15 protein-coding genes are annotated in these 19,826 nt (G+C 66.9%); 13 read left to right on the top strand and 2 right to left on the bottom strand.

The annotated features are described in order from the left end of the window. Window positions 1-281 precede the first annotated feature (281 nt). The 13 genes from KA248_13890 (at window position 282) to KA248_13950 (ending at window position 18,632) form a co-directional block, all read left to right on the top strand. Complete coding sequence (locus KA248_13890; GenBank protein MBP7830999.1) at window positions 282-1,583, top strand: phenylacetate--CoA ligase; 1,302 nt, start codon at window positions 282-284, stop codon at window positions 1,581-1,583. An 80-nt stretch (window positions 1,584-1,663) separates the two neighbouring features. Beyond that, complete coding sequence (locus KA248_13895; GenBank protein MBP7831000.1) at window positions 1,664-2,095, top strand: ACT domain-containing protein; 432 nt, start codon at window positions 1,664-1,666, stop codon at window positions 2,093-2,095. Window positions 2,096-2,162: 67 nt separating this feature from the next. Continuing rightward, window positions 2,163-3,476 carry a phenylacetate--CoA ligase gene (locus tag KA248_13900; protein MBP7831001.1) on the top strand — a complete coding sequence of 438 codons (1,314 nt, stop codon included), beginning with the start codon at window positions 2,163-2,165 and terminating at the stop codon, window positions 3,474-3,476. A 152-nt stretch (window positions 3,477-3,628) separates the two neighbouring features. Beyond that, window positions 3,629-5,677: a hypothetical protein gene (locus KA248_13905; GenBank protein MBP7831002.1), complete on the top strand. Its 2,049-nt coding sequence runs from the start codon at window positions 3,629-3,631 to the stop codon at window positions 5,675-5,677. Window positions 5,678-5,700: 23 nt separating this feature from the next. After that, entirely contained in the window at window positions 5,701-7,173 is a 1,473-nt protein-coding gene (locus KA248_13910; protein MBP7831003.1) for an FtsX-like permease family protein, read from the top strand. Window positions 7,174-7,310: 137 nt separating this feature from the next. Next, complete coding sequence (locus KA248_13915) at window positions 7,311-8,072, top strand: ABC transporter ATP-binding protein (protein ID MBP7831004.1); 762 nt, start codon at window positions 7,311-7,313, stop codon at window positions 8,070-8,072. A gap of 2 nt (window positions 8,073-8,074) precedes the next feature. Then, entirely contained in the window at window positions 8,075-12,940 is a 4,866-nt protein-coding gene (locus tag KA248_13920) for a hypothetical protein (protein MBP7831005.1), read from the top strand. Beyond that, the gene (locus KA248_13925) at window positions 12,940-14,913 is read left to right on the top strand and encodes a peptide transporter (GenBank protein MBP7831006.1); all 1,974 of its coding nucleotides are present in this window, start codon (window positions 12,940-12,942) and stop codon (window positions 14,911-14,913) included. Before KA248_13920 ends, KA248_13925 begins: the two co-directional genes overlap by 1 nt. A 114-nt stretch (window positions 14,914-15,027) precedes the next feature. Next, window positions 15,028-15,750 (top strand): ABC transporter ATP-binding protein, encoded by a 723-nt coding sequence (locus tag KA248_13930; GenBank protein ID MBP7831007.1) that lies wholly within the window; start codon window positions 15,028-15,030, stop codon window positions 15,748-15,750. A gap of 21 nt (window positions 15,751-15,771) precedes the next feature. Beyond that, window positions 15,772-16,821 (top strand): hypothetical protein, encoded by a 1,050-nt coding sequence (locus KA248_13935; protein ID MBP7831008.1) that lies wholly within the window; start codon window positions 15,772-15,774, stop codon window positions 16,819-16,821. Window positions 16,822-16,903: 82 nt separating this feature from the next. After that, window positions 16,904-17,347, top strand: a complete 444-nt coding sequence (locus KA248_13940; protein MBP7831009.1) for a hypothetical protein — start codon at window positions 16,904-16,906, stop codon at window positions 17,345-17,347. Between the two features lie 17 nt (window positions 17,348-17,364). Continuing rightward, window positions 17,365-17,943 carry an SRPBCC family protein gene (locus KA248_13945; protein ID MBP7831010.1) on the top strand — a complete coding sequence of 193 codons (579 nt, stop codon included), beginning with the start codon at window positions 17,365-17,367 and terminating at the stop codon, window positions 17,941-17,943. Beyond that, window positions 17,940-18,632, top strand: coding sequence for a type 1 glutamine amidotransferase (locus KA248_13950; GenBank protein ID MBP7831011.1), 693 nt, complete (start codon window positions 17,940-17,942; stop codon window positions 18,630-18,632). Before KA248_13945 ends, KA248_13950 begins: the two co-directional genes overlap by 4 nt. A gap of 9 nt (window positions 18,633-18,641) precedes the next feature. Here the strand turns inward: KA248_13950 and KA248_13955 are convergent, their stop codons facing one another. Continuing rightward, a complete protein-coding gene (locus KA248_13955) occupies window positions 18,642-19,517 on the bottom strand; it encodes a trypsin-like peptidase domain-containing protein (GenBank protein ID MBP7831012.1) in 876 nt (291 codons plus the stop codon). A 14-nt stretch (window positions 19,518-19,531) separates the two neighbouring features. Beyond that, window positions 19,532-19,747 carry a hypothetical protein gene (locus tag KA248_13960; protein ID MBP7831013.1) on the bottom strand — a complete coding sequence of 72 codons (216 nt, stop codon included), beginning with the start codon at window positions 19,745-19,747 and terminating at the stop codon, window positions 19,532-19,534. Between the last annotated feature and the right edge of the window lie 79 nt (window positions 19,748-19,826).

The raw sequence follows: 19,826 nt of genomic DNA on the forward strand, positions 1-19,826 counted from the left end.
CGTTGGATAGCCCATAGAGAGCTCCTTTCTGTAACCTAGTATATATACTAGGTCCTGAATACCAAGAGAAAAAAGCTCGTTCTCTTCAGGCCATGTCGCGGACTAGTAAAGGGCCAAACACGAGGGGCCGCGGGATTCCGATCCCGCGGCCCGCTTGTTTCTGTAGCTCCGCCGCTCCGCCGGCGGAGGGGAAGGATTCGGGCGGCGGAGCGCCGAAACTAAAAAAAGATTGCCTGCCGAGGGGAATATCGCCAGTAATAACCGGACACGGAGAAGACGCCATGATCTTCAACAAGACCTTCGAGTGCATGGATCGCGCGGCGCTGCGGAACCTCCAGGGCGAGCGCCTGCGCGACGCCGTGAAGCGCGCCTACGAGAACGTCCCGTTCTACAGGGCCCGGCTGGACGCCCACGGGGTGAAGCCGTCCGACATCCGCGGCCTGGACGATATCGTCAAGCTCCCCTTCACGACGAAGGAGGACTTCCGGGACACGTATCCCTTCGGCCTCTTCGCCGTGCCGCTGAAGGACATCGTGCGCGTCCATGCCTCGTCCGGGACCACCGGCAAGCCGACCGTCGTCGGCTACACGAAGGAGGACATCGAGCTCTGGGCCGAGACCGTCGCCCGCACGCTGGGGTGCGGCGGGGGCACGGCGGACGACATCCTGCAGGTCGCCTACGGCTACGGCCTGTTCACCGGCGGGCTGGGCCTTCACTACGGCGGCGAGAAGCTCGGCGCCATGGTCATCCCGATGTCCGGCGGAAACACGAAGAAGCAGATCATGCTCATGCAGGACTTCGGCACGACGCTGCTCGCGTGCACGCCGTCCTACTCCCTCCAGGTGGCCGAGGAGGCCGCCGCGGACGACATCGATCTCAAGGCCCTCAAGCTGCGCGTCGGCTATTTCGGCGCGGAGCCCTGGACCGAGGCCATGCGCGCGAAGATCGAGGAGCGGCTCCCCGTCAAGGCCATCGACATTTACGGGTTGAGCGAGGTCATCGGCCCCGGCGTCGCGAGCGAGTGCCTGGAGCAGCACGGGCTGCACGTGTTCGAGGACCATTACTTCCCGGAGATCATCAACCCGGCGACCGGCGAGCCCGTGGCGGCCGGCCAGAAGGGCGAGCTGGTCTACACGTGCCTGACGAAGCGCTCCACGCCGCTGCTCCGCTACCGGACGCGCGACATCTCCAGCCTGGACGAGACGCCGTGCCCGTGCGGGCGCACGAGCCGGCGCATGGCACGGATCACGGGCCGCACGGACGACATGCTGATCATCCGCGGCGTCAACGTGTTCCCGTCGCAGATCGAGACCGTGCTGATGAAGGTCGAGGGCATCGAGCCGCACTACGTGATCGTCGTGGACAAGACGGGGGCGCTGGACGAGCTGGAGATCAAGGTCGAGGTGTCCGAGCAGTTGTTTTCCGACGAGATCCGGAAGCTCGAGGAGCTGCGGGCGCGGATCTTCGAGGAGATGCGCAGCGTGTTGAGCTTGAGCGCGAAGATCACGCTGGTCGAGCCGAAGACCATCGAGCGCACGCTGGGCAAGGCGAAGCGGGTGATTGACAAGCGAGAGGTGAAGTAGGGGCTTGTGGTGGCGGCTCTACGAGCCGCTGGCGTTTCGTAGAAACGCCGCTACAACGGCGGGAAAACGAGGAGATCAGGATGAAAGTCAAGCAACTGTCCATTTTCATGGAGAACCGGGCCGGCCGGCTGGCCGAAATCATGCAGTCGTTGGGCGACGCCGGGATCAACATCCGGGCGCTGTCCCTCGCGGACACTTCGGACTTCGGCATCCTTCGCCTGATCGTCAGCCAGGTGGACAAGGCGATGGACGTCCTGCGCGCCGCCGGGCATACCGTTTCCCTGACGGAAGTGGTCGCCGTCGAGGTGCCGGACCGGCCGGGCGGGCTCGCCAGCGTGCTGACACCCCTGCGCCAGGCCGGCGTGAACGTCGAGTACATGTACGCCTTCGTGGAGAAGGCGACGGACAAGGCCGTCGTCATCTTCCGGTTCGAGGACATCGAGGCCGCCCTGAAGGTGCTGGCGAAGGCCGGCATCTCCGTCCTGCCCGCGGAGACGGTGTACAGCTTGTGAGTAGTGAATGGAGAATAGTGGTTTCCTGAACCCTGAACCCTGAACCCTGAACCCCTCCGCCCCCTCCATGATACCTTCCGCCATCTGGGATCCCGAATTCGAATGCATGCATGTCGACGCCCTGCGCGAGCTCCAGTTGGAGCGCCTGCGCAAGGTCGTCCGGCGCGTCTGGAACCACGTGCCGTACTACCGGCAGAAGATGCAGGTCGTCGGCGTGACGCCGTCGGACATCAAGACGCTCGAGGACATCCGCAAGCTGCCCTTCACGACGAAGGACGACTTGCGCCTGTGTTTCCCCTACGAGGCCTTCGCCGTGCCGCTGGACAAGGTGGTGCGCATTCACGCCTCGTCCGGCACGACGGGCAAGTCCACCGTGGTCGGTTATACCCGCCGGGACCTGGAGACGTGGAGCAACGTGGTCGCGCGGTTCCTTGTGGCCGGTGGCCTGACCTCGAAGGATGTCGTGCACATCGCGTTCTCCTACGGCCTGTTCACCGGCGGCTTCGGCCTGCACTACGGCGCGGAGCGGGTCGGCGCCTCGGTGATCCCCGTCGCGGCGGGCCGCAGCGAACGGCAGATACAGATCATGAAGGACTTCGGCTCCACGGCGCTGGTGTGCACGCCGTCCTACGCGGTCTATCTTGGCGAGATCATGCACGGCATGGGCGTGAAGCCGTCGGACCTCAAGCTGCGCGTCGGGTTCTTCGGCGCGGAGGCCTGGTCCAACCGGATGCGCGAAGAAATCCAGACCAAGCTGGGGCTTTTCGCCACGGACAACTACGGCTTGAGCGAAATCATCGGCCCCGGCGTCGCGGGCGAGTGCGTCCACCAGAACGGCATGCACATCTCCGAGGATCACTTCTACCCGGAGCGCATCGATCCCGACACGTGCGAGCCCGTGGACCCGGGCCGGCGCGGCGAACTGGTACTCACGACGCTGACCAAGGAGGCCATCCCGCTGATCCGCTACCGGACGCGCGACATCTGCACGCTGATGCCGGGGGCGTGCCCGTGCGGCCGCACCGGCGCGCGCATGTCGAAGATCACGGGGCGTTCGGACGACATGCTCATCATCCGCGGCGCGAACGTCTATCCTTCCCAGGTCGAGGAAGTCCTGCTCGACGTCAAGGGCACGCTGCCGCATTACCAGCTCGTGATCTCCCGCGAGGGCGCGCTGGACCGGCTGGAGGTCCGCGTGGAGGTCTCGGAGGAGTTCTTTGCCGACGAGATGAAGAAGCTCCACGAACTCGACCGCCAGATCGAGCACAAGCTGGAGAACGTGCTCGGCATCCGGGCCAGCGTCAAGCTGGTCGAACCCCGCACCATCGAGCGCTCCGAGGGCAAGGCCAAGCGCGTCCTGGACCTGCGGCCGAAGGAGTGACGCTGTCTCTTCCGCCTACGGAGCGGCGGAACCGCAGGGTTGTAGCTCCGGCGCTCTGCCGCCGGAGATTCACGCCTTATCGAACAATAGGATGGAAACCGGCCCCGCCTTCCTGTTATAAGAAACGCTTTAATCGGCCGGGGACCTGACGCGTGACCATTCGTTCGATCATACTGGGCCTGCTGGGGGTGGCGTTCGTCTGCTCCTACACCTACTTCAATGATCACGTCATGCGCCAGACGTTCTTCGTGGGCAACAACATGCCCATCTCGGTGTACGGGTTGCTGGTCGTTTTCCTCCTCTTCGTTTACCCCCTGCTGAAGAAAATCAGCCGGCGCCTGTCCTTGAGCCGGCGCGAGATCGTGGTGATCCTGGTCATGACGCTGGCCTCCTGCGCCATCCCGGGCTCGAACCTCCTGCGGTTGTTTACCCAGACCCTGGTGCTGCCGCACCGGTTTGCCCGGACGGAGCCCGGGTGGGAGAAGCAGAAGGTCCTGGATTACACGCCGCCGGGCATGCTCGTGAACGTGAGCGAGGACGAGGAGCGCGTGCTGAACGGCTTCGTCCGCGGGTTGAGCATCGCCAACGAGTCCATCCCCGTCCGCGCGGTGCCCTGGAAGGCCTGGGCCCGGCCGATCGCCTGGTGGCTGCCGATCATCCTCTCGCTCTGGGTGGCGATGATCGCGCTCTCGGTCGTCGTGCACCGGCAGTGGGTGGCCCACGAGCACCTGCCGTACCCGATCGTCACCTTCACGGAATCCCTGCTGCCCGGGGAGGACGGGCAGCGCAGCCCGATTTTCCGGAACAAGATATTCTGGATCGGCGCGCTCATCCCCTTCCTGATCCACACGTACAACTACCTCGTCGTGTGGTTCCCGGACCAGATGCTGGGCAAGCTGCCGGTCGGGGTGAATTTCCAGCCCCTGGTGGAACTTTTTCCCACCTTCAAGAAGGGCGGCGGGGAGGAACTGCTCGGCTTCTGGCAGTTGTATTTCTCGGTGATGGCCATCGCCTACTTCCTGCCGAAGGACGTTTCGCTCTCGCTCGGGCTGGGCCCCTTTTTCTGGAGCGTCGTCGCGGGCGTGATGACCAGCTACGGCATCGCGACGACGGGCTGGCAGGGGATTTGGCCCTTCGGGATCCAGCGCGAGGGCATGGTCGTGATGGGCTCCTACTTCGCCATGCTGCTCGTGATCCTCTACACCGGCCGGCAGTACTACCGCGCCGTTTTCGCGCGGGCGCTCGGCCTGCGCACGCGGGACCCGGTGGAGCCGGCCCTGGCCTGGGGCGCGCGGGTGTTCCTGGCGGCGGTGCTCCTGTTCGTGGCGTACACGGCCGTCGTCGCGAAGCTGGACTGGCCGCTGGCGCTTCTCTTCGGCCTCGGCATCATCGGGGTGTACCTGGTGATGAGTCGCATGATCGCCGAGACCGGCCTGTTCTTCATCGTCACCTACGGCACGCCGGCGACGATCCTGTGGGCCCTGCTCGGGGCGCGGGCGCTGGGCCCGCAGATCCTGCTGATCATGTTCATGTTGAGCCTGATCCTCTTCTACGACACCCGCGAGGCGCTGATGCCGTACATCGTCAACAGCCTCAAGTTGAGCGAGGACTGCCGGGTGAAGATCGGCCGCGCCGCGGCGCTCATGACCCTGGCCGTGCTGGTCGGGCTGGCCGTGGGCATCCCGGTGACCCTCTACTTCCAGTACAACCGCGGCATCGACGTGGCCGCGTGGCAGAACCAGCAGCCCAAGGTGCCGTACACCGAGGTCATCGGGGTGATGCAGCGCCTCGAGGCGCAGGGCCAGCTCGAGGAGGCCGGCACGCTGACGGGGCTGAAGCGGTTCGCCTGGATGGGCCCGCACAAGCTGGCGCTGACGACCTTCGGGATCGGCGCGGCGCTGGTGCTCGTCTTCTCCGCCCTGCGCCTGCGCTTCGCCGGCTGGCCGCTCCACCCGGTGATGTTCCTGGTCTGGTCCACGTACTCGGGCCGGTGCTTCGCCCAGTCGTTCCTCGTGGGCTGGTTCATCAAGTCCGCCGTCATGAAGTACGGCGGCGCGTCGATTTACCAGAAGTTGAAGCCCGTCCTGTTCGGCGTCATCGCGGGCGAGATGCTCGGAGGGATGATCCCGATGGTGGTCAGCCTGGTGTACTACCTGGTCACCGGCGACAAGCCGAAGCCGTTTTTGATCATGCCGGGGTAAAAAAACAGATGCCCCTACGCGAAATGAAACAGATCGATGTCCAGAAGCAGCCGGTCTTGAGCTTCGCGCGCACCTTCGGGATCGCCCTGCGCGGGGTGCAGTACCGGTTGTTCCGGGCGCTGGTGACCGTCGCGGTCATCGCGGTCGCCATGGCGTTCCTGATGAACATCTTGAGCGAAAGCCTGTTCAAGCGCGTCGTCGCCGTTGCGGTCCGCGACGAGATCCGCGCCATGCGGCAGGCCGATCACTGGATCGCCCGGCTGTCCGTCCCGCAGACGGCCGAGGAGGTCCTCGGAGCGCTCGCCGCCGCGGAGCCGGGCTCCCCGGCGGCCCGCGAGCTGTCCACCTTCGGCGGCCTGGACGAGGCCGCCCTGAAGCAGGCCTCCGAACTCGCGGGCCGGGCGCAGGACTACCTCAAGTTTTTCAATGACATCAATTACGGCCGCCGCCGGGTGCTGATCGGCAACGCGGCCGGCGTGGGGATCTTCGAGCGGCTGCAGGATGGCGCGGCCCAGGACCGTTTTTTCGAGGGCCTGGCGCAGATGCGGGCGGTGCGGTTCATCGCGACGCCCGACGAATTCCGGGAGTTCCTCCGCGCGTGGCCGGGCCTGCATTCCATGGTCTCTGTCGTACGCGAGGGGCAGGCGCGGGCCATCGCGCAACTCCAGGGCGCGCTGGGCGAGCGTACCGTCATGGAACGGTTGGCCGAGGCCGAGGGTCCGTTTGGCGAGGCCGTCCGGCAGGCGGGGTTCGTCCTCGAGCCGGACGAGGCCGCGTCGCTGGCCCGGCAGATCCGCCTGGCGCAGGACCGGCACTTCATTGAGGACAGCCTCAACGTCCCCGACGTGCGCAAGGCCGTGGCCGCCCGCAAGGACGTGCTGCCCGGCGACGTGAGCCTGGACATGATCTGGGCCCTGCTGGGCGAGGCCGAAACGGCCGGGTGGTACCAGGGCCTGCTGGCCGAGCACGCGTCCCCGCCGGCCGGCCTGGACGCCGCGCGGCTCCACGAGGCGGCGCGCGCCCGCGCGAGGTCGAAGCTGATGGTCCGGGCGGAGTTGATCACGATGGGCACCGGCGGCGGGTTCATGAACATCGGGCCGCGCATGACGTGGCTCGCGTTCGTGTCCATGCTGGTCTGCACCGTGGGCATCGCCAACGCCATGCTGATGAGCGTCACCGAGCGTTTCCGCGAGATCGCCACGCTCAAGTGCCTCGGCGCGCTGGACGGGTTCATCATGACCGTGTTCCTGATCGAGGCGGCGATCCTCGGCCTGGTCGGCGGGATCGCGGGCACGCTGATCGGCCTCGTGCTGGGCCTCGGCCGGATGCTGGCGGTCTTCCAGAACCTGCTGATCGAGCTGTTCCCGGGCGGCCTGCTGCTGCAGGCCGCGGGCATCTCCGTCGTCACGGGCATCGCGCTGGCGGCCGTCGCGGCGGCCTACCCGTCCCTGCGCGCCGCGCGCCTGGCCCCCATGGAGGCGATGAGGATCGAGTAATCATGCGAGCGCAATGGACACATCTCCGGCGGCGGAGCGCCGGAGCTACAAGGCTTTGTAGTTCCGCCGCTCTGCGGCGGAAGGAATGAAGAAGTGATTCTGTAGTTCCGCCGCTCTGCGGCGGAAGTTAAAAAGTCATGGCAAAGAAAGAACAGACCGGATCGCCGGACGCCGCCGAAAAACGGGTGATCATCCGCACGATCGGGATGAAGAAGCTGTACCGGAAGAAGGACCAGGTCACCGCGGCGCTGCGCGGGGTGGACGTGGAAATCTATACCGGCGAGTTCATCTCGGTCATGGGCCCGTCCGGCTCCGGCAAGAGCACGTTCTTCAACATGATCGGCGCGCTGGACAGCCCGAGCGAGGGCCGCGTGTTCATCGACGAGGTGGACGTGGCCCAACTCACCGCCGAGGAGCTGGCGTTCCTGCGCTGCCGGAAGATCGGCTACATCTTCCAGAGCTACAACCTGATCAAGTACATGACCGCGCTGGAGAACGTGACCACGCCGATGGCCTTCGGCGGAGTGCCGGACGACGACGCCCGCAAGCGGGGCATGGAGATCCTCGGGCTCGTCGGGTTGCGCGAGCGGTGGTTCCACCGGCCCATCGAGATGTCCGGCGGCCAGCAGCAGCGCGTCGCCATCGCGCGGGCGCTGGCCAACCAGCCGGCGATCCTGCTCTGCGACGAGCCGACGGCGAACCTCGACCACCACACGGGCCAGGAAATCCTCGATATTCTGCAGAAGCTGAACAAGGAGCACGGCGTGACGATCATCTGCGCGACGCACGACCACCGGATGATGAACGTCTGCGACCGGCTGATGTGGATCCGCGACGGCAGCATCGAGCGCATCGCGCGGCGCGACGAGGTGCACGTGGAGCTGGCGGGAATAGACTGATCATGAGCAGGGGGACGGCATATCGTTTTGAGTGCGCGGGCAAGCGAAGCGCGACCGCGCTTTGCTTGCTGGCTGCCGCGTTCCTGTCGGCGGGAGCCCGGGCCGCCTCGCCCGAGTTCCTGGCCGACTGCCAGGCCCTGACGAAGCACCCGCACCGGCTGACAGGTTCGGAGGAATACGCCGACGCGGCGCGCCACGTGGAGCGGCAGCTGCGCGAGGCGGGCGTTACGAACGTGCTGGTCCAGGCCTTCCCGACGGTGCAGAACGCGGTCCGCCGGTGCGAGGCGGTCGCGGCGGACGGCCGGACGTTCCCGCTGATGCCGGTCCGGCCGAACGGCGTCGTCCCGCCCGCCACGCCGCCCGCCGGGGTGAGCGGGAAGATCCTTCACCTCGGCGCCGGGCGGCCGGAGGATTTCGACCGCGAGGACCCGCGCGGCCGGATCGTGGTGATGAACTACAACGCCGAGGACCGCTGGCTCAAGGCGTTCCGGCTCGGCGCGCGGGCCGTGATCTTCACCCGGGGCGGCGAGCCAGCGGATTCGTTTCATTTCCACTACGTCCGCGCGAACGCCAACCTGCCGCGCTTCTACTACGACGGGCCGGCCGCCGACCTCGCGGAAGGGTTGGAGCTCACGATCCACAGCGAGGTGACCTGGGCGCGGGCCGCCGGGCGCAACGTGTTCGGGTTCATCCCCGGCCGGGCCCCGCTTTTCGACCTCGGCAAGGAGGAGGTCCTGGTCATCGCGGCGCCGCTTGACACGTACGGCGAGGTGCCGCAGCGCACGCCCGGCGCCCAACCGGCGGCCAACGCGGCGGCCCTGCTGAAGCTGGCCGGCATGCTGGCGAAGGCCCCGCCGCGGCGGCACGTCCTGCTGGCCTTCTTCGACGGGCACGGGCGCAATCACGCGGGCGCCGCGGCGTTCTACCAGGCGCTCGAAACCAAGGCCCGCCGCGCGACGATCGAGGACCGGATGGACGCCTGGCGGGAGGAGTCCGGGTTCCTGGCGGAGACGGAAAAACTGGCCGCGCAGTCCAATCCGTTCGTCGGGCGCTCCTCGGAGGCGGGCCGCGAATTGCTGATGCGCATGCGGAACAAGGCCGCCGACCGCGCCTACGAGATCCGCGGGCAACTGATGGACCTGCGCGAGGCGCGGTCGAAGGAGGAGAAAGACTCGCCGGCCTACGAGGAGTTGCTGGAGCGGGAGGGCCGGCTGGACGAAGTGTACGACCGCTGGAACCAGCTCCGCCGCAAGCTGGGGAAGGGCGGGGCGGACGCCGCCGGGAGCGCGGAGTTCGAGGCCGCGCTGGCCGACGTGCGGCGGGATATTGCGCTGCGCCGCGCGGAACTGGTCGAGGAGGAGCAGATGTTGCGCTCCTCGGCCGCGGTGAAGGCGCTGCTCGGCGACCGCTGGATCACCCTGCACGCGACGATGATGCTGGGCGACCGCACGCCGACGTGGGGCGTGATCGTCGGCGGCAACTCGGAGGTCCGGTCCACCCAGGACCTGCCCGGCCTCTACGGCCGCGTCCAGCGCACGTTCTTCCAGGCCTGGCGCTCGCTCGGCGGCCGCCGGGGCGGGGCCTCGCATTTCGAGCCCACCTCGGTCGACGGCTCGCTGCGCGACGTGCGCCTGCTCTGGGCCGCGCCCATCCTGATCCACGGCGGCGAGATGGCCGGCCGGCATGGGATCTACAACATCGTTCTCGGCACGCTGCACGAGACCCTGCCGCGCCTGGGCACGCCGGACGACACGCTCGACCGGCTGGACCTGGACGTCATCGAGCGGAACACGGAAGAGGCCGCCCTGCTCCTGGCGGCCGTGGGCAGCCTCGAGGGCGCGAGCGGCGAGGTCGAGGCCGTCGCCGACCAGCGCGGGCTCTCCCTGCGCCGGGCGATCATGGCGGACAACGACTACCTCGTCGGCGGGTTCTCCGGCGGTCGGGCGCAGGGGGCGCTGGTGATGGGCCGGCACCGCGGCAGTTCAATCCCCAACCGCCCGATCCCCGGCGCGGTGGTCCAGGTCTCCCTCGTGGATCCGTGGAACAGCGTCTACTGGCGGCACAGCAAGGCGCCGGGCTTCGAGCCGTTCACCGTGGTCATGACCGACCAGAACGGGGCCTACTCTCTGAACGCCCTGCCGACGCAAGACCCCGTGCCTATCGGCTTCGCGGCCGCCTTCGACGAGCGCGGGCGCGTGACGCAGGTCACGGACATGGCCTCCCGCAAGACGGTCCGGCAGCGCCTGAACATGTTCCGGTGCGTGGGCGGGGTGATGGTGCTGCCGCCGATGCACTGGACGCAGAAGACCGTATTCATGAATTCACGGGCCAATGCGCCGCTGGCCCAGCCGACCGCCGCGGATTCGTACGGCGAGACGACCGACGGCGTGGCGTACTGGTACGGCGAGGAGAAGCTGCCCGGCATCAAGGCCTTCGGCCGGGACGCCCTCGTCGCGTTGAACAACGCCGAGGCGGACGGGCAGAAACCCGATCCCTACGGGCGCGGCTGGCCCATGTCCACCGACTGGCTCACCGTGCGCCACGCGGAGGGTTCGGCCTGGGACCTCTGGCGGCTCAACGAGGCGCGCCTTTCCATCCTGCGCAGCCGCGACATCCTCAACAGCGCCCTCGAGGAGGCGCATGGCCGGGTGCGCGACCTGCTGGACGAGGCCGGGGCCAGCGCCTCGCTCGTGCGCGGCGAGGCGCTCTGCGCCTCCGCGTTCGAAGCAGCGCGGCCGGTCTACACGCAGGTGCGGGAAAGCATGGACGACCTGGTCAAGGCGGTGCTGGTCCTCCTGGCGCTGTGCATCCCGTTCGCGTTCGCCCTGGAGCGGCTGCTGATCGGCGCCACGATCATCTTCCGGCAGGTCGCCTGGTTCGCCGGCTTCTTCATCGCCACGTTCCTGCTGCTCTACTTCTCGCACCCGGCCTTCGCCATCGCGCAGACGCCGATCATCATCTTCCTCGGCTTCGCCGTCGTGGTCCTCTCCGGGTTGGTGATCGTCATCATCATGCAGAAGTTCCAGGTCGAGCTGAAGCTCCTCCAGGGCATGACCTCGACGGTGCACGCGGCGGACATCTCGCGGTTCAGCACGGTCATGGCAGCCATGGCGATGGGCATCTCCACCATGCGCCGCCGGCCGCTGCGCACTACGCTGACGGCGGTGACGATCATTCTGCTGACCTTCACCATCCTGGGATTCGCCTCGTTCGACACGCAGCGCGGGATCGTGAAACTCTTCGTCGCGCCCGCGCCGCCGTACACGGGCGTCATGCTGAACAACCCGACCTGGGGCTCGTTCAACCCCGAATTCGTGGACCTGGTGCAGAGCCGCTGGAGCCGCGAGTTCAACGTGGGCCTGCGGTACTGGATCTGCCCGGAGTTCAAGGACGACCCGGACTTCGTCATCGCGCTGGAGGACGGCTCGAAGCCCGTATCGCTCAAGGCCGTGCTCGGGATCTCCGCGGAGGAGATCGCCGCGCGGCCGGACCTGCAGAAGCTCTTCGGGCTGAACGATCCCGCGGACATCGACCGCATGGTCCTGATGACCGAGGCCGTGGCCGCGCTCCTCGGCGTCCGGCCGGGCGCCCGCGTGTGCCTCAAGGGCGGGACGTTCGAGGTGGGGCCGCTGTTGAGCGCGGCGGACCTCTCCGCGGCTCGCGACATGGAGGGCAGCAGCATCCTGCCCGTGGACTTCGCCACGATGAAACTCGCCAGCGCCGGGACGGCGGAGGTCTCCGAGGACGTCCTCGACGAGCAGGCGAAGTGGACCAGCCTGCCGGTGGACTCCGTGGTCATCACGTCCACCGAGTCCTCGCGCCGTTTCGGCGGCAAACCGCACCTGGTCCACTTCTACACGAAGGATGCCGAGGAGGCGTCCGGGATCGCCGAGGAGTTGGCCCGCATGCTGGACCGACACCCGGTGATGGCCACACGGATGGACGGCGTGTACCGGCACGTCCAGGGCACGGTCGTCGCGGCCAGCGGGGTGGGGGACCTGTTCTTCCCGATCCTGCTCGGCGGCCTGGTGATCTTCGGCACCATGCTCGGCTCCGTCGCGGACCGCGAGAAGGAGATCTACACCTTCAGCGCGCTGGGCCTCGCGCCGCCGCACGTCGCCAGCCTGTTCTTCGCCGAGGCCATGGTCTACTCGGTCATCGGCGGCCTGGGCGGGTACCTGATCGCGCAGGGCACGCTCAAGATCCTCACCGTCGCCGCGGAATTCGGCCTGGTGCGGGTGCCCGAGATGAACTATTCCTCCACGAACGCGATCGTCACGATCCTCATCGTCATGGCCACGGTGCTCGTCTCCGCGATCTACCCGGCGATCACGGCCTCGAAGAGCGCGAACCCGGGGTTGATGCGGCTGTGGAAGCTGCCGGCGCCGGAGGGCGACGTCTTCAACATCATCTTCCCGTTCACCGTGTCCGCCTACGACCTGACGGGCGTGGTCAGCTTCCTCAAGGAGCACTTCGACAACTTCGGCGACGTCGGGCTGGGCAGCTTCATGGCGCGGGGTACGGAACTTCGCGCCCTCGGCGACGGGCAACTCGGGCTGTCGGCGCAACTGGCCCTCGCGCCGTTCGACCTCGGCGTGACGCAGCTCTTCGAACTGCGGAGCGCGCCGAGCGAGATCAAGGGCATTGACGAGGTCAACATCCGGCTGACCCGTCGCTCCGGCCAGCCGAAGGACTGGGAGCGGCTCAACCGGGTGCTGCTCGACGACCTGCGGACGCAGTTCCTGCTCTGGCGCTCGCTGCCGCAGGAGACCATGGAGCAATACCGCCGGCGGACCCTGGCGGCGATGAACACGGAGGGCGAGCGTCCCGCGAGCCGGAGTCTCGAACCAACGGGCGAGGATTCATAATGGCCCCGCGCATAGACAAAGAACTCGAGGAATTCCGGCAGATCATGGAGGTGCCCTCCTCGTTCCAGGAGGGCTTCAACTGGACCAGCCTGCTGGGTGCGATCTTCGTGGCGCTGCTGATGGTGCCCGGCGCCATCTACATGGGCCTGCTCGCCGGCGTGGAGAACATCGGCGCCGCGTCGCAGTGGGTGACGGTGATCCTTTTCATCGAGGTCGCCAAGCGCGCGCAGAAGACGCTCAACCGCGCGGAGGTGTTCGTCCTGTTCTTCATGGCCGCCGCGGCGCTCGGCATGCCGTTCTCCGGCCTGATATGGAACCAGTTCTTCGCGCGCAGCGATGCCGCCATCGCGGCGGGCATCGCCGAGCAGTTGCCCCGCTGGTTCGCGCCGCCGGCGGGGTCCGAGTCGTACGCCCTGCGGACCTTCATGCACAAGGACTGGCTGCCGGTGATCGGCATGGTGATCTTCGGGATGTTCTTCGGCCAGCTCTCGAACATGGTCCTCGGCTACGGGCTCTTCCGGATCGCCAGCGACATCGAGCGCCTGCCGTTCCCGATGGCCCCGATCGGGGCGCAGGGCGTGATGGCCCTGGCCGAGGACTCCGACGAAAAGGGCGCGAAGGACGGCGAGAACCGCTGGCGCTGGCGGGTCTTCTCCATCGGCGGCGCGCTCGGCCTGACCTTCGGCACGCTCTACCTGCTGCTCCCGACGCTCACCGGCGCGCTGACGGGCAACCCGATACAGATCTTCCCGATCCCGTTCAGCGACTTCACCCCGCGCACGGGCGAGTACCTGCCCGCGGTGGCCACGGGCCTGTCGTGGGACTTCGGCAACATCATCTTCGGCATGGTCCTGCCGTTCTTCGCCATGGTCGGCAGCTTCGTCGGACTGGTTGCGACCTTCATCCTCAACCCCATCCTCCACGGGCTCGGCGTGCTGCGCAACTGGGTGCCGGGCGACTCGACCATCGGCACGCTCTACAAGAACAACATCGACTTTTTCTTCAGCTTCAACATCGGCCTGGCCATCGCGATCGCGCTGGCGGGCTTCTACCAGGTCATTCGCAGCTTCAAGGGGCGCCAGAAGGTCTCCGCCGGCGAGCCGATCCGCACGGCGCCGGCCGGGCGCGGCGACATCCGGCCCGCGCTCGTGGTCGTGGTCTATTTCCTCGTGACGATCACCTACATCCTCGTCTCCGGGTGGATGGTCGACTGGCACCGCGGGATCATGATCGTGCTCGTGTTCCTGGGCTTCATCTACACGCCGATCATCAGCTACGTCACCGCGCGCCTCGAGGGCATGGTGGGGCAGGTGGTCGAGGTGCCGTACATCCGCGAGGCGGCGCTGATCTTGAGCGGGTACCGAGGGGTCGCGGTCTGGTTCCTGCCCATCCCGATGGCCAACTACGGGCAGATGGCGGTGTTCTACCGGCAGTGCGAGCTGACCGGCACGCGCTTCCCGAGCATCTGGAAGACGCAGGTCGTCCTGTTCCCGATCATCCTGATCAGCTCCATCTTCTTCATGAACTTCATCTGGAGCCTCAACGAGGTGCCGTCCGCCGTCTATCCCTACGCGGAGATGATGTGGAAATTGAACGCCGAGAACGCCTGCATCATGTTCTCCTCCACGCTCGGCGAGTACTCGATTTTCGAGGAGGCCTTCAACGTGCTCTACATCGCCGTCGGCGCGGTGTTCGGCGTGGTCCTCTTCGGGGCCATGAACACGCTGGGCGCGCCGATCATGCTGACCTACGGGGTCGTGCGCGGGCTGGGCGGGGTGATGCCGCACTGGGTGATCCCGCAGTTCATCGGCGCGCTGATCGGCCGGTACTATTTCCAGAAACGGCTGGGCCTGCGCTGGCGCCAGTACATCCCGATCGTCAGCGCCGGGTTCGCCTGCGGCATGGGCCTGGTGACCACCGTGGGCGTGGGGATCACGTTCTTGAGCAAGGCGAGCATACCGCTGCCGTTTTGAGGCGAAAGATGAACAGAAGAGTCAACTTCCAACAACCAACGTCCAACTCCCAACTTCCAACGATTGGACGTTGGACGTTGAATGTTGGACGTTGGACGTTCAGATCGGTTTCCCATGCCTGACCCCCTCATAGAAATCCGCTCCGTCAACAAGGTCTTCGACCTCGGCAAGATCAAGGTCCATGCCCTCAAGGACATGAACCTGGACATCTTCCGGGGCGAGTATCTCTCCATCATGGGCCCGTCCGGGTCCGGCAAGAGCACGCTGTTCAACATGATCGGCGCGCTGGACCGCCCGACGTCCGGCACGGTGACGATCGCGGGCGTGGACCTGGCCTCGCTGGGCAGCCGCGAGTTGGCCTTCTTCCGCGGCAAGCACATCGGCTACGTATTCCAGACCTTCAACCTCCTGCCGGCCTACAGCGCGCTGGACAACGTCGCCCTGCCCCTCGTGTTCAACGGGGCGGACCAGGAGCGGGCGCAGTCGCGCGCGAAGGAAATCCTCGAGCGCGTCGGGCTGGGCCACCGGCTCACGCACCGGCCGGACGAGCTTTCCGGCGGCCAGCAGCAGCGCGTCGCCATCGCCCGCGCCCTCGCGAACGAGCCGGCGATCGTCCTCGCCGACGAGCCCACGGGCAACCTGGACCTGCACACCGGCGAGGAGATCATCCAGCTCTTGAGCGAGTTGAGCCGGCAGATGGGCGTGACGGTCATCTCCGCCACGCACGACCACAAGATGCTCGCCACCTCCGACCGCATTCTTTGGATCAAGGACGGCCGCCAGGACCGCCTCGAGCGCCGCGAGGCTCTGAACATCCGCGTCGGCGCGGTGAAGTAAGATCATAGGAGTGCGCGGGTGATGAGCGGGCTGCGCCAACTGGCTGCGGGTCTCTGCTGGGCCGCCTTGCACGGTGTTGGAGGGGTGTACGCCGAGCTTCCGGGGAGCCATTTTTTCCGCGGCAGCTCGTCCACGGGCACCGTGCTGGGCGCGCCGGACGCGAGCCGGGTTCCTGTTTGGGCCGGCGTGCCCATGGGGACCGATGTCCTCGTACGCCTGGAGTGGACCGAGGCCCTGCCTTGCACCGGGGAGTGGTCCGTGGTGGCCCTGGCCCCCGTCTCCAATGAATGGCGTGAGGTGGACTATATTCTCCCCGTTGCGCCGCCGGCCGGCGTGCTGTGGTCGAACTCTTTCGAGGAGGCGGGATGGACCCAGGCGTGGCAGGTGCTTCCGGAGAAGGACTGGGGATGGGCGAACCTGTCTCGGACGACCGCGCCGGGCGAACCTTTCGAAACGTTCCTGCGAGCCGTCTATCCCTCCAATTCGTGCAGCCCGGCGTCCAGCGCCGATTACGGGACGCCCGAGGGGGGCGGGCAGTTCCTCGCCCCGGCGGGGCTCTCGCCCGCGGATGCGCTCCATCTCCGCTACTACGTGCGTTTCCATACCAACTTCAACTTCGTCAAGGGCGGCAAATTGCCGGGCCTGGTCGGCGGAACCAGCCATTTCAGCGGCGGCGCGATCCCGGACGGGACCAACGGCTTCTCGGTCCGGTACATGTGGCGGACGGACGGCGACGGCGAGATCTACGCCTATCTTCCCACGAGCGATGTCTACGGCACGGAAATCGGTCGCGGCCTCTGGCGCTTTCAGCCCGGGGTCTGGCACTGCCTCGAACAGCGGGTCGTCCTCAATACCCCGGGCGTCGCCGACGGGCGGATCGTGGTCTGGGTGGATGGACGGATGCTCATGGACGAGCGTTCGGTCCTTTTCCGAACCGCCGATTCCCTGGTCCTCCGCGGCATCTTCTTCTCCACCTTTTTCGGCGGCGGCGATCCGTCGTGGTCCTCGCCGTTCGACACCTATGCGGACTTCGCCGGCTTCGCCCTTTCCTCCTCGTACATCGGGCCATGAAGTGGGGGCGTGCGGGACGGGAGTTGACAATCAATATTTACTTATGGTTGACAATTAGCAGAAGCGCGAGGTTGGCCATCTCATGAAGATCCTCCTGTCTATCGTATTCGCTCTCACGGTTCAGGGCGGTTACGCCGGACTGCTGGCCGATATCCCGCCTGCGCAGCAGGTCGCACTGCCCGGCGTATGGACGCCGAACCCGGAAGAGACCGGGAAGGCGCTGCGCGCCGCGCAGGCCTTCCTCGAGAACCCCGGGGAGCAGCCCGCCTGGACTCAACGACAGATCGCGGACATCCTCGCGCACGCGCCGGGCTACCGGGTGCAGTTCATCGGCGTCGAGGAGGAGGGCCGTCTGTTGATCCGCTGCAACTTCTTCCCGGCGTCGCGCGAGGGCGCGGAGGACCGGTTCCCGCAGTGGCGCAAGGAGGTCATCGAGGTCCTGGATGGCGGATTCTGGTTCTGGCAAATCGACTACGATGTCGAAACCGGCGCCTGCCGCGGGCTGTCCATCAACGGCGAGGCATAAACGGGGGGGAGACATCCATGGCGCGCGCACTACGAAGGTTCGTGAAGGTTTCGGCCGTGCTGGTCGTCGTCTTGGTTGCCGTCGGGCTCTTTCTGCCGCGCGAATACGAGGTGTCGCGCTCCATCCTGATCCAGGCGCACCCGATCAAGATCTTCACCCGAGTGGGCCGGCTGGAGGAGTGGCCGGCCTGGAATCCCTGGCAGGACGGCGCGGATCCGACCTATGCCGTCACGCTGGGCGAACGGACATCGGGCGTCGGGGCGTCACAGACATGGACGTCCCGGCACGGGGCCGGGGAAGTCCGCTTCACGCGCACGGTGCCGACGAAAGGGATCGAGTACGACTTCCGCTTTCACGACACCTGGTTTGCCCGGGCGGCCCTGGTGTTCACGCAGGCCGAGGACGGAATCCTGGTCACGTGGAGACTGCGCGGCCGGGTTGAGAAGCCCGTGATCGGAGGCTACGTGGCCCGGTTGATGGATCCCATGATCGGCGGCATGTTGGAGTACGGGTTGAAGCGGTTGAAGAAGGCGGTGGACGAGGATCCGCGGGAAATCATCTTCGACGACGAACCGGACCCGCCCGCGGCCCCATGAGAGCGCATATCCTCCAACACGTGCCGTTCGAGGGTCCGGGACACATCGCGGCCTGGCTGGAGGCGCGGAGCGCGGAAGTCGGGTTCACCCGCTTTTTCGAGGACCCGGCGCTGCCGCCGCCCGCCGGGCTGGCCCTGGTCGTCGCGATGGGCGGGCCAATGAGCGTCAACGACGAGGCCGCGTTCCCATGGCTTCGCGCCGAGAAGCAGTTCATCCGGCGCGCGGCCGAGGACGGGATCGCGGTGCTTGGAATATGCCTGGGGGCGCAGCTTATCGCGAACGCCTTCGGGGCCCGGGTGTACCCGAATGCCGAAAAGGAAATCGGCTGGTTCGAGATCGAGGCGGCGGCCCCGTCCGGGGAGGGCTTCCGGTTCCCGCCCCGCTGCATGGCGTTTCATTGGCACGGCGAGACGTTCGACCTGCCGGCGGGTGCGGCGCGCCTGGCCCGTGGCGCGGCCTGCGAGAACCAGGCGTTTCAATGGGGGCGCCGGGTGATCGGCCTCCAGTTCCACCTGGAGAGCACGCCGGAGACGGTGCGGGCCCTGGCGGAGCACGGCGGCGAAGAGTTGCGGGCGGGCGGACGATGGGTCCAATCCGCATCGGAAATCGCCGGCGCCTCCGCCGCGACCTTCGTTGGAATGCACGCCCTGATGGACCTGCTCCTGGCCCACGTGACGGGCGCGGATTGAACGTGGCCCCTACGGTGCCACGGGGGCTTCCATCAGTTCCAACAGCGCGTCCGATGGGACGGTGTATTTCCAGACCATGGTCGCCCAGGTATTGGTGAGGCCATGGGCATGGTCTATGACGGGGGTGACGGAGCAGGCGACGCCCGCCACCGCGCCGTGCTGGTCGAAGACGGGCCCGCCACTGGACCCCGCCGCGTAGTCGGCTGAAATGGCCAGCGTGCGCAACGGTTCTTTCGGGTTCAGCCGGCCGCTCATGAACTTCCCTACGACGACTCCCTGGGTAAAGGCGTAGAGGTTGGGATTGGCGTGGTGGATGGCATAGACGGGGGCGCCCACGGCGATGTCCGCGGCCACGGGGAGCGGGCGGAGCTTCGTGGCGTCCGTCCGCAGGATCACAAGGTCATTGCGCGGGTCGGAGGCGGCCACCTCCTTGACGGGAAAAAGCCTTCCATCGCGCGTCAGGATGCCCATGGCCTCGCAGAACGTGTTGCTGGACACCACGTGCCGGGCGGTCGCGATCAGCCCGTCGTCGCTCACGGCGAACCCGGTCGCGCTCGCCAGGTGCCAGTGCTTGCACTTCTTGCACTTGTACACGGCGCCCACGAGCACGACGCTGTCGCGGCACGCGGCGTAGATTTCCTCCGGCGAGAGGACGGCCCCGGAGGACGGCAGGGCCTCGACGGCGCAGGGCTTGAACGCCTTTGCCTGCTCGATCAGGGTCTTCATGGGCACCGCTGTTTTCGCCTGCGCCATCCGGCCCAACCGCCTGGCGAAGCGGTTCATGGTCTTGTACCCGTCGACGTAGTCCGGGGCCGGCGGCGATTCGGCCGCCGCGGACAGCAGGGCGGCCAGAAGTAACGCGAGAATCGGGCGCAGGAATTTCATGTTCGTTGTCCGGGTCAGGGCCGCGAGGTGATCTCCACGGCGTAGGCGATCAGGGTAATGAAGCCGAGCAAGCCCAGGATGCCGATGAGGGCGGTCAGGAACTGGGCTATGCGATCGGGCAGCGGCGGCACGCGGCCGAGGGCCTTCCAGATCCGGAGCAAGGTCGGCAGATGCTTTTCGGACCACGGGATGGCTGGTGCCGCCGCCGGTTCGGTGTCTGGCTCGGTCATGTCGTCCTCCTCATGCAGGATAGGACCGTTCGGCCGCGCGCCGCGTTCATTCCCAGATATCGCTTGACCGCATCCCCCG

The organism is Kiritimatiellia bacterium, assembly GCA_018001225.1.
In the GTDB taxonomy this organism is placed as follows: domain Bacteria; phylum Verrucomicrobiota; class Kiritimatiellia; order CAIQIC01; family JAGNIJ01; genus JAGNIJ01.